The organism is Streptomyces sp. CA2R106 (assembly GCF_037034245.1).
Classification (GTDB): Bacteria; Actinomycetota; Actinomycetes; order Streptomycetales; family Streptomycetaceae; genus Actinacidiphila.
Window position 1 is genome coordinate 124,848 of sequence record NZ_JBAGKC010000002.1, and the last position, 25,457, is coordinate 150,304.

At 70.4% G+C, this 25,457-nt stretch carries 20 protein-coding genes and 4 tRNA genes; 14 read left to right on the plus strand and 10 right to left on the minus strand.

The window, feature by feature from the left end; all coding sequences use genetic code 11:
• The first annotated feature begins 40 nt into the window (after positions 1–40).
• A complete protein-coding gene (locus tag WA788_RS03670) occupies positions 41–1,267 on the plus strand; it encodes an alpha-L-fucosidase (protein ID WP_335971522.1) in 1,227 nt (408 codons plus the stop codon).
• Positions 1,268–1,340: 73 nt separating this feature from the next.
• Here WA788_RS03670 and WA788_RS03675 read toward each other — a convergent pair whose 3' ends face one another.
• Entirely contained in the window at positions 1,341–2,261 is a 921-nt protein-coding gene (locus tag WA788_RS03675; RefSeq protein WP_335971524.1) for an NADP-dependent oxidoreductase, read from the minus strand.
• Positions 2,262–2,531: 270 nt separating this feature from the next.
• Between WA788_RS03675 and WA788_RS03680 the strand changes: the two genes are divergently transcribed.
• Together WA788_RS03680 and WA788_RS03685 are read left to right on the plus strand one after the other, a co-directional pair.
• Positions 2,532–4,832, plus strand: a complete 2,301-nt coding sequence (locus WA788_RS03680) for an eCIS core domain-containing protein (protein ID WP_335971526.1) — start codon at positions 2,532–2,534, stop codon at positions 4,830–4,832.
• 550 nt (positions 4,833–5,382) lie between these two features.
• Entirely contained in the window at positions 5,383–6,066 is a 684-nt protein-coding gene (locus WA788_RS03685) for a pentapeptide repeat-containing protein (RefSeq protein WP_335971529.1), read from the plus strand.
• Between the two features lie 14 nt (positions 6,067–6,080).
• Here WA788_RS03685 and WA788_RS03690 read toward each other — a convergent pair whose 3' ends face one another.
• The 6 genes from WA788_RS03690 to WA788_RS36020 form a co-directional block, all read right to left on the minus strand.
• Entirely contained in the window at positions 6,081–6,953 is an 873-nt protein-coding gene (locus WA788_RS03690; RefSeq protein WP_335972211.1) for an aKG-HExxH-type peptide beta-hydroxylase, read from the minus strand.
• Between the two features lie 102 nt (positions 6,954–7,055).
• Positions 7,056–7,232, minus strand: coding sequence for a hypothetical protein (locus WA788_RS03695; protein ID WP_335971532.1), 177 nt, complete (start codon positions 7,230–7,232; stop codon positions 7,056–7,058).
• 495 nt (positions 7,233–7,727) lie between these two features.
• Positions 7,728–7,827 (minus strand) — tRNA-OTHER (locus tag WA788_RS03700).
• Between the two features lie 432 nt (positions 7,828–8,259).
• Positions 8,260–8,362: transfer RNA gene (locus WA788_RS03705), tRNA-OTHER, on the minus strand.
• A gap of 184 nt (positions 8,363–8,546) precedes the next feature.
• The gene (locus WA788_RS03710) at positions 8,547–8,921 is read right to left on the minus strand and encodes a hypothetical protein (RefSeq protein ID WP_335971534.1); all 375 of its coding nucleotides are present in this window, start codon (positions 8,919–8,921) and stop codon (positions 8,547–8,549) included.
• On the minus strand, positions 8,918–9,421 hold the full coding sequence (locus tag WA788_RS36020; RefSeq protein WP_443033967.1) for an ATP-binding protein: 504 nt from the start codon (positions 9,419–9,421) through the stop codon (positions 8,918–8,920). Before WA788_RS36020 ends, WA788_RS03710 begins: the two co-directional genes overlap by 4 nt.
• Before the next feature lie 196 nt (positions 9,422–9,617).
• Between WA788_RS36020 and WA788_RS03715 the strand changes: the two genes are divergently transcribed.
• Both WA788_RS03715 and WA788_RS03720 read left to right on the plus strand, forming a co-directional pair.
• Positions 9,618–10,862 carry an XRE family transcriptional regulator gene (locus WA788_RS03715; RefSeq protein ID WP_335971536.1) on the plus strand — a complete coding sequence of 415 codons (1,245 nt, stop codon included), beginning with the start codon at positions 9,618–9,620 and terminating at the stop codon, positions 10,860–10,862.
• Positions 10,853–11,383, plus strand: coding sequence for a GNAT family N-acetyltransferase (locus tag WA788_RS03720; protein WP_335971539.1), 531 nt, complete (start codon positions 10,853–10,855; stop codon positions 11,381–11,383). Before WA788_RS03715 ends, WA788_RS03720 begins: the two co-directional genes overlap by 10 nt.
• A gap of 1,933 nt (positions 11,384–13,316) precedes the next feature.
• On the opposite strand, the gene WA788_RS03725 is transcribed toward WA788_RS03720, so the two are convergent.
• Positions 13,317–13,883: a GntR family transcriptional regulator gene (locus WA788_RS03725; RefSeq protein ID WP_335971542.1), complete on the minus strand. Its 567-nt coding sequence runs from the start codon at positions 13,881–13,883 to the stop codon at positions 13,317–13,319.
• 169 nt (positions 13,884–14,052) lie between these two features.
• On the opposite strand from WA788_RS03725, the gene WA788_RS03730 reads away from it, so the two are divergent.
• The 7 genes from WA788_RS03730 to WA788_RS03760 all read left to right on the plus strand — a co-directional run bounded on the left by WA788_RS03730 (position 14,053) and on the right by WA788_RS03760 (position 19,831).
• Complete coding sequence (locus tag WA788_RS03730; protein WP_335971545.1) at positions 14,053–14,448, plus strand: hypothetical protein; 396 nt, start codon at positions 14,053–14,055, stop codon at positions 14,446–14,448.
• Positions 14,445–14,666 (plus strand): hypothetical protein, encoded by a 222-nt coding sequence (locus WA788_RS03735; RefSeq protein ID WP_335971547.1) that lies wholly within the window; start codon positions 14,445–14,447, stop codon positions 14,664–14,666. Before WA788_RS03730 ends, WA788_RS03735 begins: the two co-directional genes overlap by 4 nt.
• Entirely contained in the window at positions 14,663–16,075 is a 1,413-nt protein-coding gene (locus tag WA788_RS03740) for a cell division protein FtsK (RefSeq protein ID WP_335971549.1), read from the plus strand. Before WA788_RS03735 ends, WA788_RS03740 begins: the two co-directional genes overlap by 4 nt.
• 43 nt (positions 16,076–16,118) lie before the next feature.
• Positions 16,119–16,805: a DUF2637 domain-containing protein gene (locus tag WA788_RS03745; protein ID WP_335971551.1), complete on the plus strand. Its 687-nt coding sequence runs from the start codon at positions 16,119–16,121 to the stop codon at positions 16,803–16,805.
• A 115-nt stretch (positions 16,806–16,920) separates the two neighbouring features.
• Entirely contained in the window at positions 16,921–18,372 is a 1,452-nt protein-coding gene (locus WA788_RS03750) for a replication initiator (protein WP_335971553.1), read from the plus strand.
• A complete protein-coding gene (locus WA788_RS03755; protein WP_335971556.1) occupies positions 18,369–18,551 on the plus strand; it encodes a helix-turn-helix domain-containing protein in 183 nt (60 codons plus the stop codon). Before WA788_RS03750 ends, WA788_RS03755 begins: the two co-directional genes overlap by 4 nt.
• Positions 18,551–19,831 (plus strand): site-specific integrase, encoded by a 1,281-nt coding sequence (locus WA788_RS03760; RefSeq protein WP_335971558.1) that lies wholly within the window; start codon positions 18,551–18,553, stop codon positions 19,829–19,831. The genes WA788_RS03755 and WA788_RS03760 overlap by 1 nt, the downstream gene beginning before the upstream one ends.
• 102 nt (positions 19,832–19,933) lie before the next feature.
• Here WA788_RS03760 and WA788_RS03765 read toward each other — a convergent pair.
• Positions 19,934–20,006 (minus strand) — tRNA-Arg (locus tag WA788_RS03765).
• Positions 20,007–20,188: 182 nt separating this feature from the next.
• Positions 20,189–20,282 (minus strand) — tRNA-Ser (locus WA788_RS03770).
• A gap of 194 nt (positions 20,283–20,476) precedes the next feature.
• Between WA788_RS03770 and WA788_RS03775 the strand changes: the two genes are divergently transcribed.
• Both WA788_RS03775 and WA788_RS03780 read left to right on the plus strand, forming a co-directional pair.
• Complete coding sequence (locus WA788_RS03775; RefSeq protein WP_335971560.1) at positions 20,477–21,097, plus strand: SSI family serine proteinase inhibitor; 621 nt, start codon at positions 20,477–20,479, stop codon at positions 21,095–21,097.
• Positions 21,098–21,422: 325 nt separating this feature from the next.
• Positions 21,423–25,412 (plus strand): hybrid sensor histidine kinase/response regulator, encoded by a 3,990-nt coding sequence (locus tag WA788_RS03780; RefSeq protein ID WP_335971563.1) that lies wholly within the window; start codon positions 21,423–21,425, stop codon positions 25,410–25,412.
• The last annotated feature ends 45 nt before the right edge of the window (positions 25,413–25,457 follow it).

The following is a 25,457-nucleotide window of genomic DNA, read 5'->3' on the forward strand; positions in this document are numbered from 1 at the left end:
CACCCGCGCCCCGCACCCCGCACTTGAAAGGCGCACCCCGATGACGGCGACCCCCACCCGGGCCCAACTCGCCTGGCAGCAGATGGGATTCGGCCTCTTCCTGCACTTCGGCGTCAACACCTTCAACGGCTGCGAGTGGAGCGACGGCACCCTCGACCCGCGGTCCTTCGCCCCCACCCAGCTCGACGCGCGGCAGTGGGCGGACACCGCGGTCGCCGCCGGGGCGCGGTACGTCGTCCTCACCGCGAAGCACCACGACGGCTTCTGCCTGTGGCCGACGGACACCACCGCCTACTCGGTGGGCTCCTCACCCTGGCGAGGCGGGCGCGGCGACGTCGTCGGCGAACTGGCCGCGGCGTGCCGGGAAGCCGGCATCGGGCTCGGGCTGTACCTGTCGCCCTGGGACCGCAACGCCCCCTGCTACGGCGACCCGGCCGCCTACGACGCCTTCTACGCCCGCCAGCTCACCGAACTGTGCACGCGCTACGGCCCGTTGACCGAGCTGTGGTTCGACGGCGCCGGGTCGGAGCACCGTACGTACGACTGGGACGCCGTGATGGAGGTGGTCGACGCCCATCAGCCGGACGCCATGGTCTTCAACATGGGCCGCCCCACCATCCGCTGGGCCGGCAACGAGGACGGCCTCGCCCAGGACCCCTGCCGCTACCTCACCGACCGCACCGGCGTCAGCGTCTACGCCGACCGCGCCGAGGAGCTGGGCGCCGCCCGCTACCTGCCGCCCGAGTGCGACGTCCCGCTGCGCGCCAACTGGTTCTGGCAGCCGGACGACCTGGCCACCCTCAAGAGCCGCGAGCACCTGGCGGCGATCTGGTACCGCTCCGTGGGGCTCGGCGCCGGGCTGCTGCTCAACGTCCCGCCCGACCGACGCGGCCTCCTCGACGACGCGGACCGCACCCGGCTGCTGGAGTTCACCGGCGACCTCGCCCGCCGCTTCGCCGCCCCGCTGCCCGCCGAGCTGACCGCCCGCGCCGACGGCACCGTCCTCGCGCGCTTCCCGGCACCGGTCACCGCCGACCACCTCGAACTGCGGGAGGAGCTGACCGGCGGGCAGCACATCGAGCACCACGAGATCCTCGCGGCGGACCGGGTCGTCGCCTCGGGCCGGACGGTCGGTGTCCGGCGGGTGCACGCCTTCCCGGCGGTCCGCACCGACGAGCTGCGCATCCGCCTGGCCGGCGGCCCGGCCGCCGCCCTCACCTCGGTCACCGCCTTCGCCACCGGCCACGAGGAGATCCCGCCCCTGTAGCCCCCGCCGCGCAGGCCCGCGTCCGGCGCTTCCCGCGCTTCCGCGCCCCGGCATCCGGCATCCGGCATCCGGCTCAGGGAAGCAGGACGATCTTGCCGTGGGTGTGGCCCTCCTCCAGCTGCCGGAACGCCTCCCGCACCTGGTCGAGCGGGTAGGTCCGGGCGATCGGCACCTCCAATTCCCCGCGGGCGGCGAGCCGGGCGAGTTCGCCGAGGACGACCGCGGACGCGGCCGCGCCCTCGCCGTAGGTCCGCGCACCGATCTCCGTCGCGGCCCGCCAGTCCCGGATGGTGTTGATCCGCTCCGGCCGCACCCCCAACTCCACGGCGAGCGCCACGTATCCGTTCCCGTACGTGTCGATGAACGCGTCGACCCGGCCGCCGGCGGCGGCCTGCCGCACCCGCTCGGCCACCCCGTCCCCGTACGGGACCGGCACCACGCCCTGCGCCCGCAGCCACGCGTGGTGCCGTCCGCTCGCCAGACCGATCACCGCGGCTCCGCGCCGCCGCGCCAGCTGGACGGCCAGCGACCCGACGCCGCCGGCCGCGCCGGACACCACCACGGTGTCCCCCGGTCCGGGGTCCACCGCGAACACGGTGGCGTACGCGGTCGTGCCGGCCACGTACAGCGACCCGGCCACCTCCCAGCCCAGCCCGTCGGGGACGGCCACCACGTTCACGTCGTCCACCACGACGAACTGCGCGTGGCTCGCCCGGCGATGGGTGAAGCCCAGCACCGCGTCCCCCACCCGGAAGCCCCGCGCGCTCGACCCGGCCGCCACCACCACACCCGCCAGGTCGCTGCCCTGCCCCGACGGGAACACCGCCGGCCACCGGTCGTGCAGCGCGCCCTGCCTGATATGGGCCTCGCCCGGCTGGATACCGGCCGCCCGCACCTCCACGAGCAGTTGTGCCGCACCCGGCGCCGGCCGCGGCACCTCCTCCACCCGCAGCACGTCGATCCCGCCGTACTCGTGGAACCGCACTGCCCGCATCACGTGACCGCCCTTCCGCCCGGGTGCGCACCGGCGAACTCCCGCCGCGCACACGTCTCCAACGACGGGCGGGGCCGATCCCTTCCGTCCGGCGGCGCCGCAGTTCCCCCGGGGCAGCCGTCGGCCAGAGTTCACCGACAGTTCGGCGGAGGAGCGTTGCCCCTGTCGCCCCTGCAACTGCCCCCAAGGCTGCCCTCTTTGGCGTGGTGGCGAGCCGCGCGCGACCCTAACGTGTGTCGGTGGAGAGCTCCACCGACACCGAGGACGGCGATGGCCATGCGCAAGGCCCGGGACGAACACCATGCGGCGAGGTCCGCGCCACCGTCCCGGCCGCCGGCCTCCGCACCGCGGCCGGGCCTGGCCGCGCTCCAGCGCAGCGCGGGCAACGGGGCCGTGGTGCAGGCGCTGCGGGACACCGGCCGCCTCCAGGAGGAGACCGAGCAGCCGGACGCCGGCGCGCAGATCAAGGACGTGACCTCCCGGGGCGGCGCACCGCTGGACCCGGTCAGGCGCGCGAAGGCCGAGTCCGTCTTCAAGGAGGACTTCTCCGACGTGCGGCTGCACACGGACACGGTGGCGCAGCGCTCCGCGGCGAATGTCCGCGCGCACGCCTACACCGTGGGCAACAACATCGTCGCCGGCTCCGGCAGCATCGACGACCGCACCCTGTTCCACGAGCTGACCCACGTCTCCCAGCAGCGCAGGGGCCCGGTCGCGGGCACCGACCGCGGCGACGGCGTGCGGGTGTCGGACCCCGGTGACCCCTTCGAGCGGGCGGCGAGCGCCAACGAGCGGCTGGCCGACACCGCGGCCCCCGTGCAGCACCACGCGGGTGACGGCCACGACCACGGGCCCGGCGACGCGCACGCCCACGGCGACGCGCACGGCGCTCCGGTGCAGCGCAGCGCGGCGCGGCCGGCCACCGTGCAGCGCGTGGCGTCGCCGGGCGAGGGCCCGGCGGAGGACGCGGAACAGCCGCGCCACCGGGTGCTGGTGGTCTGCGACGAGAGCGGGCTCGGCCTCGGCGGCGTGCCCGTCTTCAACATGGAACTGGTCAAGGGCCTGCACCACGACAACGACGTCACCATGCTCACCGTCAACGCCCGCGAGGACTACGACCACGCGAAGGCGACCAGCCAGCACGACGGCGTCCGCATCGTCAACGCCTCGGTCCCCGGGGTGAAGGAGGGCCGCGACCGCCTCGACAAGGTGGCCGGCGGCTCGCCCGACCAGTACGGGCTGCCGACGTCCGCGAAGGCCTTCGACATCGTCATCGGGCACTCCCGCTTCTCCGGTCCCGCCGCCCAGAAGATCCGCGACTCCTGGTACCCGGGCGCACGCGTGGTGCACTTCCTGCACACCAGCCCCGTACGGCTGGACAAGATCAAGAAGGAGCCGAAGAAGGGCGCCGAGAAGGCCATCAAGGAGCGCAAGGCCATGCAGCAGGCCGACCTGGTGGCCGGCGTGGGCACGCTGCTCGCCAAGGAGGCCGAACGGCTCTCGGAGGGCGTGCTGCGGGTCCCCGCGCTGCACGACTTCGTGCCGGGCACCGAGGTCGGCACGCCGGTCGCCTCGCCCGTGGCCCAGCAGGCCGACGGCCAGGTGCACCTGCCGCGGACCCTCAAGGTGCTGCTGCCCGGGCGGGCCTCGGACGAGATCAAGGGCGTCGAGGCGGCCGTCCAGGCGATCGGCATCCTGCGCCGCCCGCAGAACCAGGGCGGCCGCGGGCTCGACGTCCACATGACGATCCGCGGCACTCCGGACCCGCACGAGGACCCGGAGAAGTACGCCAAGTGGAAGGCGATCGTCGACGCCCACGGCGAGGGCGGGGTCACCATGCTCCCCTTCAGCAAGAACCCGGCGGACCTGGAGCACGACCGGGAGACCACCCACGCGGTGATCATGCCGTCGCTGCACGAGGGCTTCGGGCTGGTCGCCACCGAGGGCGCCGGCCGCGCCCTGCCGGTCCTGGTCAACGGGGAGAGCGGCGCGGCCCAGTTCCTGTCGCAGGTGACCAGCGGTTCCTTCACGGGCGTGGTCGACGCCCCCTTCGAGGTCGACTCCGCCGGCGGCAAGGAGGTCGCGGGCGGCGCCGACGCGCGGGCGCAGGCGTGGGCGGCGGCCATCGAGGGCCTGCGGAGCAACCTGCCGGGTGCGCGGGCCGAGGCCGAGGAGCTGTACGAGCTGCTCAAGGGCTACTCCTGGCGGCACGCCGCCCAGGCGCTGGTGACGGCGACCATGCGGACCGCGCCGCCCCTGAAGGACAAGTCCCGCCGCGAGGCCGAGCCCCACCGCGGCGCGGTCACCCGCCAGGGCCTGGGCGGCGCCGTGGAGGAGGTCGAGGGCAAGCGCGACAACTGGGCCCCGCACGCCTACTGGGACGGCTCCTCCCCCGAACCGGCCGGCGCCTGGGCCGAGGAGGAGCAGCTCGCCCACATGAAGAAGCTGGCCGTGGCGATGAAGTCCGGGCCCAGGCGGAGCAACACCGTGGAGATCCGCTCCCGGGGCCGCCACACCGGCATCGACGGCAAGGAGCGCCCCCGCCCCAAGGACAAGAAGGCCTGGTACTGACCCCGCCCGCCCCGCGGCCGCAGCCCCACCGCCCCCCGGCGCCCCCGCGCCCGGCGAACACCCCTGCGGCCGCGCGGCGTTGCCCCGCGCCACCACCCGCTGCCCGCCACCAACGCCGAAGGCCCCGTGGATCACTCCACAGGGCCTCTGGCCTGCTGTGCACTCGGCAGGATTCGAACCTGCAACCTTCTGATCCGTAGGATCGGGCGACCACTTGGGGAAGCTGCCTCCAGCCTGACTACCTGGTTGTCGCTGACGGTGAGCGTCGGCCTCTGTGTGCCGTCGTTGCCGTCACTGTTGCCGTCAGCTATGAGCGATGGTGCTCGCTCTCAACGTACGTGGGACGCAACGTCCGACTCACGATCGTCAGGCCCGGTGTAGCCGACCTCCCGGAGCCGACTGCCGCCGGGGGGAGCGACGATCGGGCCGACTCCAGCCAACCGAGCAATTTCATTCATTCAAGCGGTGCGGCACGAAGCGCCGGTCTATCGACCCGAGTTCTCGTAGACTCTGAGCACTCCAACTCACTCGGTGAACGGATCGCTACGACATGCCTCAAATCGCTCGTCAGGCTGGCAAGGTTGCCCGGGTTAAGAACCCCGACGCACCACGAATCTCCGGCAACCTTCGCGTCGCCGAGATGCCTAGAGACGACTTTGAGGACGACGCCATTATCAAGAGCGCCCTGTTCGACGGCGAACATCTGATTGGCCGAGAGGTTGAGGCCCTGGAAGTCGAGGGGTGCGCGTTCGAGAACCTACGCTTCACTGGTACGAGGATGATCCGCAGTCAGATCAGTGACTCTCGTATCTCCACCTGTGACTTCGCCGAGGTGTCCGCTCAGGATGTCTCGCTGATCCGCTGCACGGTGACCGGCAGCCGGATGACGGGTTCCTCATGGAAGGCTGGCACTCTCCGTGATGTGAGGTTCGAGAACTGCACCATCGCACCTGCCATGTTCCGGAGCGCCAAGCTCTTTGCCGTGGCCTTCATCGACTGCCGTATGAGCGGGGCAGACTTCCAGTTCGCAGAGATGCACAACGTGAGGTTCGCAAATTGCGACCTTACGGGGTCGCAGTTCGCCAATGTCAAAATGGGGACGGTTCGGTTCGAGAACTCGACTCTCGTTGACGTGGGTGGTGTGGCGCACTTCAAGGGCGCAACAGTGCAAGGCCCAGGGTCGATGGAACTGGCCCTGAGCCTGGCACGTGAAGTTGGTATCAACTTCGAGTAGAGATGACTTTTCGCCTAAGCGGCTACCGAGGGCCGGTATCCCGCGTGACCGGGGTCCGTGATCGTCTCGGCTGCGTGCGCGAAGTCGATGCCGGCCGCGAACCCGCACAGTTCGTCCAGAAGCATCGCACCGTAGTCGGTGAACGTGCCGCGGTGCGTGGAGAGGTCCGCGCACGCGTCCCGAAGGGACCCCGTGTAGAGGTCGATCAGGGTTGTAGTACCTCGCCGGTGTTGCAGGTACATCAGGGGCACGGTCACCGCGGCGGCGTGGAACGCCTTGTCCAGGGGCCGCCGCTGGCCGATCTTGACGGCGGACAGTGCGCGGTGCTCGTCCGCCTCCAGGCCGGAGGACGGGAGCTTGAACGTGCCGTACACCATGTCCGCCACGAACAGGTTGAGGTGCATCGCCTCGTGCGTCAGGCACTCGGCGTACTGCGGCACCTCCCACTCCGGGCCGGGGCTCATGACCACGACGCCGGGCATCTGAGAGGCGGAACCGCCTCCGTCCGCCCCCGAGTTCAGAACCACGATGTCCGTCACCAGCAGCCGCACCATGCGGTAAAGGCCCGGACTCATCTCCTCAAGGTGTCGGAGCGCCGCAGCGATGTTTGCCTTCCAGCGCTTGCGGGTGGCCTCGTCGCTTGGGGTAGCTCCATCGAAGATGTGGGCGAAGATGCCGTGCTTGAGGCAGTGGTCCGCCCAATCCCCGTCCTCGAACGTGATGGCGGCATGATTGTTGTTCTTGTCGTCGTTGTAGTGGGCAGGCAGGGGGCGGAGGGCGTTGATCGCCTTGCGGTACGCCATCGGGAGGTTGTCCGCCGACGGGTATTCGTTGCTCAGCACGGAGACCAACCGCGCGGTGTTCTCGTAGGTGTGGCCCAGGTTCATGAAGTGCACGAGGAGTGTCCCCCCTTGTAGGTGGCCTGGCACGTGCCCGGGACGGCGAGACCGCCCCGGGCACGCTTGAGAGTCAGAGCGTCAGGCTGCCGGTCAGGCGGTCCAGCCGCCCATCATGCAGTTGTTCAGGTCGCTCTGGGACGCGACGACGCGCGCCTTCACACCGGCCGTGACACCGGTCGGGTCCTCCTTGACGGCAGCCACCAGGCTGCTGAGGGTGTCATCGGAGATGGCCGGCTCGGTGATCGGCACCACGATCTTCACGGGCATGTCGTACCCCTTCCAGAATCGGATGGTTGTGCACTGACCTTGCTCACCCGCACCCGGTTGGCGCGGGAGTCGACCTGAGCTTGGGTGGTGCTGTCCCCAAGGCTCAGGGGCTCGTGGGTTCTACAGGGAGATACCGATCGACAGAAACGAGAGGCGAGCAACGCCGACCGATATGCGAGGAGGCCGCTTTGGCGGAGTACGCGGTATCGGGTCCGTGTCGGAACCCAAAATTCCGGATTTGGTCGCCAATAAGCGGAGGATCGGGGGCCTCATTAGTTGGTCTTCTTCGCCTCCCGTTCGGCCTTGCGCCTCTCGGCGCGGTTGCCGTTCGGGTTGGGGTCGACCGCCGTCTTATCCTTGCGCACGCCCCAGTTAGTCGTGGCGCCGCCCGTGTGCACGTCGGTCTTCTTACCCCGGCTCATTTTCACTCCAGTAGTCAACGAAATTTCCGCAAGCCGCATTGTCAAGGCGGCTCGGCGCCTCTTCGGGGCGCCGTTCCCTTGCCCGGACTCGAACCGGGGTCTCCGCGCCTGCTCTGCCTGATCTGGAGCGAGACTCAGGCGCATTGGGCTCTTCCTGACTGAGCTACAAGGGATGGGCGGTGCACGGTCAGTCGTAGAGGTCCCAACTGTGCGCACCCCAGTGGGACTGGAATTCGGAACAGAAATCCTCCCCATTGGTGGCCAAGCAGTCAGGGAGTAGGACAGCGGCCTGCGGTTCGCCATGGTCCCGCCAAAGAGCCCATATCGTGCCTGCGTGCGGGCCCCGCAGGTTCAGGACGACACCGTGGTGGACGGACCGTTGCGGGTGCTGTTCAAGCGTGCAGATCAGGGTGTCGAGCAAGTCGTCTTCTGTGTATCGACAGTTCGTTCCCTGTGCGCCGTGGGCAAGATTGAGCACCGTTGGCGCCAGGGCTTCCGGGACAAATGTGCGCTGGCCGCAGATCGGTCGTTGTATTTGCGGTATGGGCATCGGTTCTCCCCAATCCCTCGACGGGCGGCGGCTCCTGAGTGACGTTGCGAATTCGTCCCCTTGCCCGGACTCGAACCGGGGTCTCCGCGCGTCTGCTCTGCCTGATCATGGATTGAGGCTCAGGCGCATCGGACTCTTCCTGACTGAGCTACAAGGGGTTGGGTCTCCACCCCCGCCGCCGCGGGGGGTGGGTCGCACCTCTTCCTCCGGACCGAGGGATGGTAGAGAGAGGAAGAGGCTGCGACGGGGGTGGAGATGTGGCCTTCCCCGGCCAGCAGGGGGGCCGGGGAAGGGTGGTGCCCCACCGTCGCCGTGGCACAAGCGACGGTGGGAGTCCTGGGGTTACGGAGGCGCCCTCTTCGCGGCTTCATCGGCGAGGTCTAGGACAGCAATAGCCAAGCGTCGGGTGTAGCCCAGTGCCTCCGCGTCGGATTCGGGGCGCCGCTCCAACAGAAGTCCGCGGGTGAGGTGGAAATGCCCAGGGCTGGGCGTCGCCAGGTGCAGCATCGCGCGGAGCGTGGAGTGCAAGCCCCCCGACATGTCGGCGACCTGTTGGTCCGTCAGGTCGGTGTGCGGGTCCAGGACCTCGTCCAGCTCGTCAAGGACCGTGTCCAGGTCCCCGAGCAGGTCCGCACCGAGGCTTGTGCGCAGTGCCGTGCTCAAGCGGGCCAGCGTGGCCGGCGTGGTGCTGGCGGTAAGCACCGGCAACGTGGTCACGCGCTCACCGCCTCACTGGCGCCCCGGGATAACCAGCCGAGCGCCAGGCGACGGCGGTAGGAAGCGGGGAGAGGCAGAGCCGCCCAGACGATTTTCCCTTCGGGCGCCGTGCCAACCGCGCCCCACTGCCCCTCCGTCAGCCCCGCAACCAGCAGGAGCCCACGACCGCTCTCCGCCTCAGCCGAGGGTGGTCGGGGCACGGGACGCTTGACACTCTGGTCCCACACCCCGATGTGGAGACGGGTGTTCGCCACCCAGAGAGTCAAAGCACACTGGGGAACGGGGGGCTGTCCGCCATCTTTCTTGAACGGTATGGCGGCCTGGCCGGCGTGGCGAACGGCGTTGGTCACCAGCTCACAGACGACTGTCCCAGCGTCAAAGGACACCTCCTCAGGCATCTGCCATTTCTGCAAGACGTCCTGGGTGTGGCTCCGAGCAAAGTGGACGGCGGAAGGCTCGCAGGCCAGATCCAGCCTGCATTGAAGGAAGCTGGCAGCCATGGTCACACCTCTCACCGACGACGGGGCGCCTCGACTGGACGCCGGAGCAACTTGTTGCCCTGTCAGTGAACGAGTTGACGAGGTGCCTCGGGAGGAAGCACCGCGCCGCGTGCACTCGCAGACAACCGGAAACTTTTGAGAGTGCTGCCTCTTGACACCTTCACCCCGGCGTAACACCGTCACTACCGTGGGTGTTGTGACAGGCAACGAGTTGCTTCAGCGCAAGATCGCCCAGGCGGGCTTCACGCAGGCTGAGTTAGCTGAGGCGCTGAACGACTGGCTACGGGCGCGCGGTGAAGAGGGGACCGTCAGCGACCGTGTGGTGAGGTACTGGGTAACCGGAAAGATTCGGCGCCCCTGGAAACGCACACGGCTTGCCCTGGAGGCAGTATTTGGGTGTTCCCTGGAAGAGCTGGGCTTCGAACCGCCAGCTCAGACCAGTCCCGTACGTACTACGGAGCAGCCCGTGAACCGCAGGTCGTTCCTCAACGGCACCACTGCCGTAGCCGCGTCACCACTCCTTGGCGCCACGCCCACAGTCGGCTTCCCGGAGGTGTCGGCCATCCGCCGCAAGCTCGATGCCCTGAACGCCCTGGACCAGGAACAAGGCGGGCACGACCAGCTTGAGCGGGCAGCCTTGAGCGCCGCATCCGAGGCTCTGGGACTCCAGCAGGGAACCGCAACGCAGGCCATCCGCCGGAGACTCTTCAGCCTGGCGGCGGACCTGACAGCAACAGCCGCGTGGACAGCTCTCGACGCCCGGGCCTTTGCCCGAGCAAGGAAACACCTTGACTCCGCTCTTGTCCTGGCGGGCATGGCGCAGGACAGCGTGACCGAGCTGCGCGTGTGGAAGACCCTGGCCATGCTCGGGTTCAACACCCATCGCTACGCGGACTCCCTTGCGGCAGCACAAGCCGCACAGCGAACAGGGGTTGCCCGCCGCGACCCGATGTACGCGGCACTTGGGCACACACAGGCCGCTGTTGGGCATGCGGCCTTGGGCGATCGACAGTCCACCCTCCGTAGCATTGGTTACGCCGAAGAGGCTCTGGGCAAGGTCACGCACGCCCATCGCCCGACCTGGGTGTCCTTCTTCGGCCCAGGGGAGCTGTACTCCGTGGTGGCGAGTACGCAGCAGGACCTCTTCCGGCCGGCGGAAGCGGAAGCGGCCTCGTACCGGGCCCTTGCTGTCCTCCCTGACCAGTTCCGACGTAACAGGGCCTCCGTGACCGCTCGGCTGGCGATCTCGCTTCTGCACCAGGGGGAAGCCGAGCAAGGCTGCGCCAAGGCCGAGGAGGTCTTCGAACTGATGGATGGCCACCCGCTCCCGGGCCGTCTACGCTCCTTGATCGGGGACTTCCACCGCGATCTACTGACGAGGGCTCCCGACTCCCGGACAGCCATCGAGTGGGCAGATCGCTTCCGAACCGAATGGATCTAGCCGACGTGACCGAGCTGCGCAGGTACACCACTGAGGATCTGCCGTCGATCAGGCAAATGCTGATCGACGTACACGCCGATGCTTTCGCTGACCAGATGGACGACGAGTTTCACCGTCGCTTCCCGTGGTTTGTGGACCAGTGGGGTGGACGTAGGGACTTCGCCTGCGTAGTCGGGTACGAGGGCGACGAGCCCGTTGGGTACGCCTACGGTGCTCCGGCCACGGAAGGCCGCGAGTGGTGGCGTCCGTTCATGAATGCGCCAGATGATCCCTCTACGTTCTCCCTCTCGGAATTGATGGTCCGTCCGGCGTGGCGCAAACTGGGCGTCTCGGACGAGCTGCACAGGGCGATCCTCGACGGACGGCCGGAGGCGATGGCCGCTCTCTCTGTGGACTCCACTCATCCTCGGGTGCAAGCCCTGTACGAGTCCTGGGGTTACCGCAAGGTTGGCGAATCGCGCCCCTTTGCAGACTCCCCTCTGTACGCCTTGATGGTGGCCGATCTCCCACTCAAAGGCTGAGCCTCCCTTTCGGAAGACTATTTGACGCGCGGCCAGGTATCCACGAGTGCCGATCGCTCATATTCTTCTTGTTTCTTCGGCTTGATCATTCCTTTGTAAACGTTCGCTTAATTCCGCGCCGTTGCATGCGTCCTGGGGTGTTCAATGCTCAGCCACGGAAAGTGAGCCAGGGCGGCGGGTTGGCCGGGCGGTGTGGCGCGCGTGTGTCTCGCTGTGCCCCCGCTCGGCTTAGCCACGCTTCGTGGTTTGTGGCCGCGGCGTGGCGTGGTGGCGCGGCGGCCATGTTCGGGCGGCTGCGTTCGTGCCGTACCTGTCGGCTGGCGCTGGGTGGGGCTGGCTGGGCTGTTGGCCTGGTGCTGGGTGGGGTCTGTGCGGGGTTGTGGGCTGTCTGCTGTCGTTGTTGTCGCGCGCTGAGCGGTGGGGGCCGGCGTGAGCGGGGCGGTAGACAGGAGCGGCGGCGGCCCTGGCCGCCAGCGCGCGGCGGTCCGCGTAGCGGGCCGCCCTTGATCCAGTAAAGAAACTTTGAACAGCGCTTCGGCCGTGCGGTGTTGACGGCTGCCGCTGAGCGCCTCGCGGCTCGGGCGTGGTGTGGGCTCGGAGCACTGCCGACCTGAGTACTGCTGGCGTGTTGCCCGCCAGTGCTGCGGAGCGGTGGGCGCGTGGCGTGGGGGTGTGTAGCGAGCCCCAACATCACTGCACTGCGCAGGCAAGCGGCATGCCCTGGTGGGCGGTCTGCTCGGAGAGAGCCCTTGACCTGCATCAGTGATGTTGGTGGAAGCGGCATGGGGGACATCACTGGAGTGCGTTGCTGAACCGTGATGCGCACCCCCCGGTTTCAGTGCCCTTTTCAGTGATGTCGGCGTGCTGCCGTGTCGGGCGTCGGTCATCGACTGCCAAGCGGTCCGCAGTGCCGCCGTGCCCAGAGTCGAAAGATTTCTTCGTCTTCGTGTCACACGCGGTCGCTTGGCGGCACTTGTAGCGGGTGAACGGCACGGTTCTCACGGCACGCGGGAGGTTGATGCGTATGTGGTGCGTTTTGCTGGAGTCTGTTCCGGTGGCGGCCGGGCGCTGTCCACAGGGTGGGGATTTGAAGATGGGTCTGTCGGTCGGCTCTTCGGCCCTTGCTGCGCATAGCCAAGTTCCCGCCGGGCGGAGCACGGAAGCGATCGGTGTCTCAACCCTCGGGGCCCGGAGCCAGATTGGGGCGGTTCCTTGCTTGAGGGCAACGAGGATGGCTGTACGTCAGGAGGTGTCGGCGCGGTGGCGAAACGGAGCAAACATGACCGGTGCAGTGTGTGAGTTGTGCCACATGGATTCCGGCATGAGGGTACGCCGGAGGCAATCAGAGGGCTTCAGAGGCAATCACTTTGTCTCACCGAGCGCTGGATTTCGGTGGTGCGCGAAACGTCGGCGCTTGGTGCGTCCGGGATTCGGGTCTACAGTCCGGTCACCGGTGGGCCGCGAGTGTGGCGGGAGAAGGGAGATCGAGCCGCGCCCGGGGGTGGATAGCACGGAAAATACCGTCAGGCAAAACGCGTTTTCTGTGGATGCTTGTAGACGTCGCCGGAGCAGCCTGCGGCAGTGGGTGGCATGGATGGACGAGAAGGGGGAGGTGGCTTCGGTGGCCGGTCCGGCTCTGGTGACGCACGGCGGTAGCGGGCAGGGCGGGGCGGGTTGTCGCGTAGGGCTGCCGCATAGCACGAGATCCCGGATTCCCGTAACCGGGGATGCTCCGGAGACTTGGGGGTGCTGCCGGGGCCGCTCGGCGGTCGCATTCGGAGAATCGGGGCGACGGAACATGCAGGGGCTGTACGGACAGGATGAAAGGGCGGGGCGATGAGGCAGCAGGACCGGGAGATTCTGGGCGAGATACTGGTCCTGGCGAAGTCGCTCAGGTCAGGGATGGCGGAGTTGCGCGCGGATCTGGAAGCGGTCAGTCCTGCGCAGAGCGGTCACGCGCGTTGCGAAGCTTCTCACGCATGGCCTGAGTCTGCTTGGACGGGGGGCGCTTCGCGGTGTGGGGGGCGCGGGATTCGGTGAGTTCGGCCACTTGGGCTTTGAGTTCCCGCAGTTCGGCGTTCATCGCGCGCATTTCATCACGGATCGTGATCAGTACGTCGGTGAGGCTTGCCTCTGTCTCGACGGCCTGAGTTTCCGGCTCCTCCAGCTCGTGGCGTTCAGCTTCCTTCCACAGCCTCGCCTGTTCATGCAGGAATTCCTGGACACCTGGCGAGTCGTACACGGCGGGCCGGTCGCCCGGCTGCCTCCGCAGGGGCTCGGTGACGAAGCTGCCGCGCCCGGGCACGGTGTAGATGACGTTCTCCTCGCGAAGGACGCGGAGCGCGCTGCGGGCGGTCATATTCGCCACTCCGAAGCGTTCTTCCAGCTCGCGGTAGGACGGCAGACGCTCTCCGGCGTACTTGCCGGCCTTGATCTCCTCACGCAGGACCTCGGCAACCTGGAGATACGGCGCGCGCGGGTCGTTGGCGGAGACAGTCATGCCATCCACGTTAGCGCGCCCTAGCAGGGCTAGTACAGGCAACCCCATCACCACCCACGGCGACCGAGCTAGCCTCACTTGACACTGCTAGCCCGAGCTAGGTACAACAGTTGGACGCTCCTCGGTCGCTGTGGCCGGGACACGAGAAAGGCATGACATGGCAAACGCAATGGCACGTGTGCAGGTGGACGGCTCGCTGTTCCTGGTGGCGCTTCCGGCGGCGCCGAAGATGCGGCAGAGCGACGACGGGAAGAGCCCTGCGGTGCAGGTGTTCAACTCCGTTACGGCTGAGGCCATGGCGGTGATCTCGCTGACCGAGGTGTCCGACGGGCGCGCCCAGGTCATCAAGATCACCGTTCCGCAGTCTCAGGTTCCGGAGGGTGCGGTGCCGGGAACGCAGGTGCGGCCGGTGGGCCTGGTCTGCTCCCCGTGGGGCACCCCGGGGTTCAACGGGCAGATCAACACCGGCCTGTCCTACCGGGCCGAGCGCATCGAACTCCTCACCGCCCCCGCCCTGGCCTCGGCCGGACAGGCCCGGCCCAAGGGTTCGGAGGCGCAGAAGTGACCGGCGAGCACCAGCGGTTCACCTTCGGCCCGCCTCGGGCGTATCCGCTCACGGTCACGGGCCCCGATGAGCGGTTCAGCGAACAGCTCGTGAAGTCCATGGCGGCCTTGCTGGTCGCTCACGGCTACCCGCCGTTGGACAACCCCTACGACTGGGCGAACTTCGAAACGGCCTTGGCCGGGTTCCTGTTCCACGACAACCGGGAGGGATCATCGTGAACCCCGAAAGCATCGAACGGGACTGGCTGTTGCTGGCGGTGGCCTGCGCGGTCGGACTGCTCGCCTGGTGGGTGTTCGTGGTCGTGCGCTACCTGCGGGCCGACACCTCCACGCGGGCCAGTATCCGGCAGGCGCACCGCATCCGCCGCAGGTGGCGGCGCCTGGCCCCCATGGCGGGCCTGTCCGTCACCGACAAGACCCCCACCTTCCTCGCCTCCTTGCAGACCAAGGAGGGGCAGACGCCCAAGCCCCGCGTGCTCACGCCCAAACTCACCACGAAACCCGATCAGTTCGGCGTCATCGTGGACGCCACCTGCCTGCCCCAGGTGGGCTTGGCCGAGTACACGAAAGCCGCCCCCTACCTCGCCGACGCATGGGGAGCGGTCCGCATATCGGTCCTGCCCAACGGGCCCGGCAAGGTCCGCATGCGGGCGGTGCGCACCGACCCCATCACCGTGCCCACCACCTTCCGCCCCGACGGCAAGCAGCCGCCCGACGTGAGCGTGTGGGATCTCGGGGTGGACGAGTACGCCGAACCGGTGGCGTTGCGCATGTCCAACATCCCCGGCATGACGGTGGCCGGGCTGCCCGGCTACGGCAAGACGTCGCTGGTCGCCCGTCTGTTCTGTGCGCTGGCGCCCTCCGGGGCGGTGCAGTTCGCGGTCGCGGACGGCAAGGTCACCTCTGCGGACGAGGGCGACTACGCCGACATCGTCCAACGCTGCTTCGCGTTCGTCGGGGATGACCTGGAAGAGGCCAACGCACTGTTCAAGCGGCTGGTTGACCTGCGGCGGCGCCGCTCCACCAGCATCCGCCGGCTACTCGGGCGGCCCAACATGTGGCACGGCGGCCCCACCACGGCGTGGCCGCTGGTCGTACTCGTCATCGACGAGGCACACACCTACTTCCGTGACTACAAGGGCACCGACCCGAAGACGAAGAAGCTCGCCGCGCTGGCTGCGGAGAACGCCCGGCTCGTGGAAGACCTGGTGAAGAAAGGCCGCAGTGTCGGAGTCGTGGTCATCCTGGCCACGCAGAAGGCGACCGGGGACGCTATCCCCACGTTCATCCGGGACGTGTGCCCGGTCGGGATGTCCTTCGCTCAGAAGACCGCCGACGCCGCTGTCGCCGCCCTCGGGGAGGACATCCGGAACTGGCCCGACGCCGACCCGGTCGCCCTGCAAGACCCCCTCTACGTCGGCGTGGCCTCCATGTCGGTCGCGGGACGCCCCGGCTTCACCCGAGTGCGCACACCCCTCGTCCACCCCGACCACGTCGCGCACATCGCCGAAACCACCGCACACCTCACCGCCGACCCCGCCCAGCTCCTCGACCACCACCCCATCCCCTCGCCCCGACTGACCAAGCGGCCCGGTGGCCCCACCCGCCCGCGCAACCGTGCCCGATAACCCAACAGCAACCCACCCAGAAGAAGAAGGGAGAACACCCGCGATGGCCGCCCACTCCGACACCCTGACGCAAGCCACCGTCACCACCGTGATGGCGGTCATCGCCACCCTCGCCTTCACCTTCTCCTTCGGGAACGTCTGGGCCCTCGCACTCCGCCTGGGCATCGCCCACCCCATCGCCCCCCTGATCGCCCCCATGGTGGACCTGTCCGTCGTCGGCCTCCTGGTCGCCCTGCGCCACCTCACCCTCCAAGGAGTCCCCGCCCGCGAACTGCGCCCGGCCACACGGCTGATGCACCTGTGCGGCCTGCTCACCCTCGCCCTGAACATCGCCGAACCCCTCACCGTGCACCACTACGGACGTGCCGCCCTCGACACCGTCGCCCCCCTGCTCCTGCTCGGCTGGGGCAAAGTCGGCCCCCTCCTCCTCGGCCACTTCCACACCACCCACTCCGAGCAAGCACCGGCAACCAGCACGGTGACCGCGGCCGCCGAACCCGCAAGAGCCGCCGTAACCCAGTCGGTCACGCTCCCCGCCGGGCCTGCGAGAACACCGACGGCTTCCCCGGCCGCCCGTCCTCTCCCGGCCGCGCTGCTGGAAACCGGACGCCGGATCGCCGAGGCGCACCGCAGCGAACACGACCGCCCCATCACTGCCCCCGAGCTGGCCGCGCGCCTGCGCATCGCCCCCCACCTGGCCGTCACGCTCGCCGCTCAGCTCGACGGCTGAATCGCCCCGCCGCACCCCCTGAGAAGTCCCGGATGGGGACACCCCTGCCCGCACCACCCCCTGGCCGGGACCCCCTCCCCGCACGCCCTCAACCGCCCTGGAAGGACCCGCCGCGATGACCGCCCCCGCCCTGACCCCGGGCCTTCGTGACCTGCTAGCGCTGGCCGCCGACCCCGGCTTCCCCCAGGTACAGCAGCAAATCGAACGCCTTCAAGGCTGCACCAGCCCCGTCCAGCTCACCGGCTACTCCGCCACCCTCAACGCTGACACCGGAGAAGCCCTCCACGTCTTCTCCACCCTCAACCACCCCACTGGCCGACTCCTCGTCTCCTGCGGCAACCGCCGCGCTTCCCGCTGCCCGGCCTGCTCGCGCGTCTACGCCGCCGACACCTACCACCTGATCAAGGCCGGTCTGACCGGCGGCAAAGGCACCCCCGAGGACGTTGCCAAGCACCCCCGGATCTTCCTCACTCTCACCGCCCCCTCCTTCGGCCCGGTCCACAACCGTGACAAGAACAGCCGGGGAACCCGTCTCACCTGCAAGTGTGGGCACCGCCATGCGGCCGAAGATCCGGAGCTGGGTACACCTGTCGATCCCCGCACCTACGACTACGCGGGCGCGGTGCTGTGGAACGCCCACGCCTCCGCCCTGTGGGCCCGCTTCACCACCTATCTGCGCCGCCAGATCGCCGCCGAACTCAAACTGAAGAACGTCGCCGCGCTGAACAAGGTGCTGCGAATCTCCTTCGCCAAGGTCGCCGAGTACCAGAAGCGCGGCTTGATCCACTACCACGCCGTCATCCGTCTCGACGGTCCCGAAGGCGGCACCGAGTCCCCGCCGGCCAACGCCACCGCCGATGTCCTCACCGATGCCATCGCACCGGCGGTCAAGGCCGTCACCGTCGCCCTGGAGGATGACGAGACCGTGGGACGGCGCGTCTTCCGCTTCGGCGAACAGATCCGCATCCGGCCCATGAGCACCGACTCGGACAAGCTCACCGGCCACAAGGTCGCCGCTTACGTAGCCAAGTACGTCACCAAAGGCGCCGAAGACACCGGCACCGTAGACCGAACCGTCACCTGCCCCCACTGCAAAGGGCGCGGCTTCCGCACCACGCCCACCGGCCGCGCCGACTGCGTCGCATGCGACGGCACCGGAGAAGGCTTCCCCGTACGTCACCTCGTCGTCCAGCAGCACATCCGCCAGATCATCCGCACCGCATGGGACCTCGGCGGCTCACCCGCACTCGCCCACCTCAACCTCCGCAAGTGGGCCCACATGCTCGGGTTCCGGGGCCACTTCTCCACCAAGTCCCGCCGCTACTCCACCACCCTCGGCGCGCTTCGCAACGTCCGCCGCACGTGGCGCACCGCCGCCGCACACGCACGCATCCTCGCGGAACTGCCGCCACGAGAACGCGAGCAGACCACCACCCTCGTCAGCGAGTCCTCCTGGCAGTACCTCGGCCTGGGCTACAGCCCCGGCGAAGAACTCCTCGCCGCCCAGGTCCGCCACGTTCTGGCCCACCGAGAAGGCATCCGCCGGGAAGGACCGGTGCCCGCATGACAACGGCCGTGCTCACGGTGGACCAGGTCGCCGGTCGCCTCGGTGTCAGCCGCTGGAAGGTACACGACCTGATCCGCTCCCGCGAACTGGCCTCCTTCAAGATCGGCCGCTGCCGCCGCATCAGCGAAGCAGCCGTGGACGACTACATATCCCTCCGGACCGAACAGGAAGCTGCCTGATGTCCAAGCCGAAGAAGAACGCCAACAACGAGGGCACCATCTACCAGCGCAAGGACGGACGTTGGGAGGGGAGCGCATATGTCCTCACGACAGACGGCACGTACAAGCGGCGCAGTGTCTACGGCAAGACCTGGGACGACGCCCACGAGAAGTTGACCAAGCTCAAGGCCAACTCTCTGGACGGCCTCCCGGTCTCCACCAACAAGATGAGCGTCAGCGAGTACCTGACGTACTGGCTCGCGAACGTCGCCAAGGGCAAGGTCCGCCGGACGACCTACGTCAACTACGAGTCGCTTGTCCGCAACTACGTCACGCCCGAGTTCGGCAGGAAGAAGCTCTCCCGGCTCACCGCGCGCGACATCCGGGCCTTCCTTGCGAAGACGGCGGCAACGTGCCAGTGCTGCGCGCAGGGCAAGGACAAGAAGCGGCCGGAGCACAAGCGGCGTTGCTGCGCCCTCGGTCGGTGCTGCAAGAAGCTCCCGTCCGATCGGACCGTGCGCTTCTTGCTGGTGATCCTGCGGGCTGCTCTCCAGCACGCCGTGCGCGAAGACGAGTTGCCCCGCAACGTGGCCCGGAACGTAGAGCTGGGCATGGGGACGAGGCGCGAGATCGAACCACTGACGGTCCAGGAGGGGCGTCAGCTCCTGGGCGCAGCTCGTGACAACCGGCTGTGGGCCGCCTACGAACTGGCAGTCCGTATCGGCCTGCGGCGCGGTGAGCTACTGGGGCTGCGCTGGTCGGACGTGGACCTTCATGACGGTGTACTCACCGTTCGGCAGGCCCTACAGCGCGTCGGCGGGGAACTGCTGATCGTCGCCCCGAAGACCCAGCGGTCGGCCCGTCGCGTGGCGCTGCCGGCTGAATGTGTGACCGCGCTCCGCGCCCAGCGCGCGCAGCAGACAGCCGACCGCAAGGCCGCGGGGGACAACTGGAAGGGCACGGGGCAGGGCCTGGTGTTCACCACGAAGAACGGCACCCCCATCGAACCGCGCAACCTGAACCGGTCCTTCGAGACGTTGTGCGCGCGTGCCGGAGTCCGGAAAGTCCGCTTCCATGACCTGCGCCACACGTGCGCGTCTCTGCTCCACGAACAGGGCGCCGACGCCCGCATGATCATGGAAGTCCTCGGTCACAGCTCGATACGCGTGACCATGGACATCTACACGTTCGTGCGGCTCGACTCCCAGCGCTCCGCGTTCGACCGGGTTGGCGATGCGCTGCGGAGTGACGGCAACGAACCGGACGACGACGGCACGGCCGGTGTCCCGGTAGCGGTCTGATCGACCCCACGCCCGCCCTGTGAGGCGGTTGCCGTCAAACACTGCCGTCAACGCAAAAGCCAGAGGCCCTGTGGATCACTCCACAGGGCCTCTGGCCTGCTGTGCACTCGGCAGGATTCGAACCTGCAACCTTCTGATCCGTAGTCAGATGCTCTATCCGTTGAGCTACGAGTGCGGGGCTTCCCGGTTTTTGCGGCCGGTCGGCGTTGCGGGAACAACATTACATGAGGGGGCGCGGGAGGTGAAATCGATAAGGGGGAGGGCCGCTGAGCTGCGGAAACGGGGCCGGGGCCGGCAGCGGGGGCCCGGGGAAAAAGAAGGAGCCCCGGCCGTGGGGACGGCGGGGCTCCTGCGAGGTGGCGGAGGCGGAGGGATTTGAACCCTCGATGGGCGGTAAGACCCAAACCGCATTAGCAGTGCGGCGCCATAGACCGGACTAGGCGACGCCTCCTGATCACGTTCCCGCGTGAGCGGGCGCGTGGGGAAATGATGGCACAGCCGGGAGGGCTACGACCAATCCGAGACTACGGTACAAGGACGCGGAAGGGCAGGGCAAAGGGGTTGGCCGGGTCGGCGGGCCCCTGACGCGCCCACGAAGGAGTGGTTGACCGGGGGGAAGGGCGGCCCGGCGGTAGGAACGCGGGCATGCACTCTTCGCCGCCCGCCCCCCTGGCCCACACCACCCGCCGGACCCCCACCCGAGCCGCCCGCGCCACCCGCCTCGCCCGCTCGGCCGCCACCGCGCTGACCGCGGCCGCCGCCCTCGCCACGGCCCTCGCGGGCGCCGCGTACGGCGCCGGCCCGGCAACGCCCGCGCCGGACGGCCCGCACCACTCGTCCCCGGTCATCCGCACCACCCCGGAGCCGACCCGGCTGACCGTGGCGTACGACGACGGCGCGGGCCACCGCCGCACGTACCGGCTCCGCTGCGACGAGGCCGCGCAGACGCCGGGCGCCGCCCAGGACAGCGGGACCGGCGGCGACGACGGCACGGCCACCGACGGCAGCGGAACCGGCGGCGCCTGCTCCCACCTCGCCGACATCGGCGGCCCCGTCACCGCGGTCCGCGCCGGCGAGATGTGCTCGATGATCTACGGCGGCCCCCAGACCGCCCGCGTGACCGGCATCTGGCAGGGCCGCCCGGTCCGTGAGGCCTACCGCAGGACCAACGGCTGCGAGGTCGGCCGCTGGAACCGCATGGTCCCCGCGCTGCCCAACCCGGTGGCCGACGCGGCACGCCACGGCGCCGCCCCCGTACGCGGCTGAGCGGCGCGGGGCCGGACCCGCTCGCGCCCCCGCGCCCCGGCACCCCCGTTTTCGTGACGCACACCACACCTTCACCGTGCCCCCGCCAACCCCCCACCCCGTAACGGCACATGACCGTCCCACCCCACAGGAGCAACCCCGACCCGTACACTCGGTCTAGTGACATGGCCCGGTGGGCGGCGGCAAGATGGGCCACCCGTGACGTCAGCCGACGGCCCCGTACGGCTCAGATGAGTTCGTCCGGGCGCCGCGCCCGACCCTGCGCGCCACGCCGGGTACTGCGCCACGCGTAACAGCACATGCGGTAACAGGGAGGACGCGTCTCGTGAGCAGCAGGCCATCCAGAGGCGCTGCTCGCCTCGCATCGATCCTGGACGCACTTCCGGACGCGCTCCTGCTGGTCAACGCCAACGGCACCGTGGTCAACGCCAACGCGATAGCGCTGGAGACGTTCGAGGCGCCCGGCACCGCCCTGGTCGGCCGCGGACTGCTGGACCTGCTCCCGTCGTTCGACCCGAAGCGCATCCCCGGGTCCATGCGCAGCCCGCAGGAGGCGGCCGCCGACGACACCCGGACGAAGCCGACCCGGATGCAGGCGCACCGCACCGACGGCTCACCGTTCCCGGCCCAGGTGACGAGCGCCAACCTGGACGACAGCCGCACCCCGTACGCCGACTTCGGCAACGGCATGCCGCACTACACCGGCGACGAGTTGCTGATGCTGGTGGTCCGCGACCTGTCCGGCACCGTGGACACCGAGGCCGAACTCGCCCGCCAGCAGCGGCAGACCGAGATGATCCTGCGGGCCGCGGCCGAGGGCGTGGTCGGCGTGGACACCGAGGGCAAGGTGGTGCTGGTCAACCCGTCGGCCGCGCAGATCCTCGGCCACCGGGCGACCGACCTCGGCGGCAAGGAGCTGCACCCGCTGGTGCACCACTCCCGCGCCGACGGCTCGCCGCTGCCCTACGAGGAGACCCCGCTCGCCGACACGCTCCGCTCCGGCCGCAAGCACCGGGTCCGCGGCCAGGTGCTGTGGCGCAAGGACGGCCGCGCGGTGCCGGTGGACCTGACCACCGCGCCGGTCCGCGACGGCGACCAACTCGTGGGCGCCGTCATGACGTTCACCGACCGCACCCCGTACGACGCGCTGGCCGCCCGCACCCGGCAGCTGCGGGCGCTGCTGGACACCTCGCTGCGCGCACCGCTCGCCGAGCTGCGCGCCGAGCTGACCGGCCTCGCCGCCGACCCGGCCGGGCAGTTGTGGCCGGAGGCCAACCAGACGCTGCACCACCTCTCCGCCGGCTACGCCCGGATCACCACCCTGATCGACAACGTCCTGGACTTCCAGCGGCTGGACCGCGGCGAGGACAAGCTGCACCGCGCGGCCGTCGGCATGGACGAGGTGGTGACCGCGGCGGTCGACGGCGCGGTCGAGCTGATCGGGCCGGGCCGGGCCCAGTTCGCGGTGCACGCGGCGCCGATCGAGGTGTCGGTGGACGCCGCGCGGATGGCCCAGGCGCTGGCCCACCTCGTCGCCGACGTGGCGGGCGTGGACTCCGCGGGCAACACCGTGGCGTACGCCGGGGACTCCACCATCGTGGTCGCGGTGGCCCAGCGCGGCGACGTCGTACGCATCGACGTACGCGGGCCGAGCGCGGGCGGCGACCCGGTGCACCTGCCGCTGGCCCGCGGCATCGTGGAGCGCCACGGCGGGGTCCTCCAGACGCACGAAGTGCCCGGCCAGGGCAGCGCGTACGTCCTCGAGGTGCCGCTCGGGCTCGACCCGGAGGCGGCGCGGGCCGCCCGGGAGGCACGGGAGGCGGCCGAGGGAGCGGACGGCCCGGCGCCCGGCGACGGTACGAAGGGCGGTACGGCGGCCGGCCGCGGCAAGGGCGCCGGTGCGCACTCCGGCGGGAACGGTGACACGCAGGCAGCCGCTGCGCGCGGTACAGCCCCGGGTACGGCGTCCGGTCCGTCCGGTCCCTCCAACGGCGGGCGCGCCGCGCGCCGTTCGCACGCGGCGCCCGGCGGCGCGGCGGAGCAGCAGCGGCCGGGCGAGGACACGGGCACCGTGGTGGCGCCGTGGGCGCTGCCGCCGGGCGGAAGCCAGGACGCGGGCCGGGGACAGGCCGCGGGACAGGGCGTGGAGCACGGCGTGGAGCAGGGCGCGGCGCAGCCGTCCGGCCAGGTCGAGGCGCCGACCGGGCGCCGCCGGGCGCTGCGGCGGCCGATCGGCCGCCCGGAGCACCCGCAGGCGCAGGGCGGGCCGCACGCGCTGCCGCCGGCCCCGTCCGGTCCGCAGTCCGGCCCGCAGGGGGGGTCCGGGGTGCCCCAGCTCCCCCAAGCCCCGCAAGTCCCGCACGCTTCGCAGCCCCAGCCCCAGCCGCAGCCGCAGCCGCAGGGCCCGGGCGGACCGGGCGCCCCCGGCAACGGCACCGCCGAGGACGGCACCCGGCCGACCGGCCGCCGGGCCCGCCGCGGCCGCCCCGCCGTGGAGGAGGAGCAGCCCCCGGCCGACGGCGGCGAGCTGCGCAGCCTCCCGGCACCGCGCATCCCCAACGCCCTGCCCGCCGCCGGCACCGACAGCAGCGGCGCCACCGGCACCGACGGCGCCCGGCACTCGGGCGCCCCGCAGGACCCGGCGAACTCCCCGCACCCGCAAGGCGGTCAGCCCGCCCCCGGCACCGGCCGCAGGGGCCGCCGCGCCCTCGAAGCGGTGCCGCCGGCACCCCAGGCGCCCCAGCCCCCGCAGGCGCCGCCGCCCGCGCGGCCCGCCCCGCAGCCCCCCGTCCCCGGCATGCCCTACCAGCCCGACCCGCCCGCGCAGAGCTGGCCGCAGCCGGCCCCCGGCGCACCCGGCGCCGACCCACGCGCCGCGGCCGCCCCGGAGCCGGGCGGACCCGCGCAGCAGCCCCCGGCCGGCACCTGGCCCGACCCCGCCCGCCCGGCGAACCCGCCCGCGCCCACCTCCTGGCCGCAGGCCGGCGGCCAAGGCACCCCGCGCGCCCTCCAGGACCCGCGCGGCTCCCACGACGACGTGCCCGCCCCCCGCAACGGAGGACAGCAGGACCCGTCCCACCAGACCCACGGCCGGGCCATAAGCGTCCGCACCCTCGGCCAGGGCGTGCCCTTCGGCACCGGCGGCGACCCGAACGAGCAGACGCCCACCCAGGCCGTCCAGGCACAGCACCCGCAGGGGCTGCCCGCGCAGGTCGCCGCGGGCGGCTCCGGGCGCCGCCGCCGGCTCGCCCCGCCGCAGCCCGCCAACCCGCAGAACCCGCAGGCGCCGCAGCCGCCCGGCCCGGAGCAGCAGTCCGGCCCGGGCGGCGAGCACCAGGCCCGCCAGCACCCGCAGGCCGACCCCGACAGCGGCCAGCTCCCGGTCCGCCGGCCCGGCGACCCCCGCGGCCGCGGCCTGGCCGGCGGGGACACCGCGCTGCTGCGGCCCGTACCGCCGCTGGAGGAGCAGCAGCCGGGCCGGTCGTACGCGATCGGGGCGCCCGCGGCGGGCGCGGCCGAGGGCCCGGAGCCGCTGGACGGGCCGAACGGCGCGGTGGACGTCACCGACGTGGCCGCGGGCGAGGCCGACGACCGCCACGACGAGCCGCTGGACGAGCCGCGCCGCCTGCTGGTGTGGCCCGAGCCCGACGTCTCGACCCGGCAGGCGCTCACCGACCGCGGCTACCGCCCGGTGATCGTACGGTCCCGCGAGGAGGTGGACGCGCAGGTCGCCGAGCCGCCCGCGGCCCTGTTCGTGGACCCGCTGACCGGGCCGATCACCCGGACCGCGCTCCAGGCGCTGCGGCAGGCCGCGGCGGCCGCCGAGGTGCCGGTCCTGGTCACCGCGGGGCTGGGCCAGGCGACCCGCGAGGCCGCGTACGGCGCCGACCCGGCGGTGCTGCTGAAGGCGCTCGCGCCGCGCGACAGCGAGCAGCACCCGCCGCGGGTCCTGCTGGTGGAGGGGCACGAGCCGATCGCGATGGCGTTCGCGGCGACCCTGGAGCGGCGCGGCATGCAGGTCACGCACGCGGACTCCGAGGCCGACGCGATGACCAAGGCCGCCCAGATCCACCCCAACCTGGTGGTGATGGACCTGATGCTGATCCGGCGCCGCCGCCAGGGCATCGTGGACTGGCTCCGCGGCCACGCCCGGCTCGACAGCACCCCGCTGGTCGTCTACACCTCCGCGGACATCGACCCGGAGGAGCTGCCCCGGCTGGCCTCCGGCGAGACCGTCCTCTTCCTCGCCGAACGCTCCACCAGCGCCGACGTCCAGTCCCGCATCGTGGACCTGCTCGGCAAGATCGGCACCTGACCGCGGGCCCCGCGGCCCCGGCGGAACCGCGGGCCAGGGGCTCGG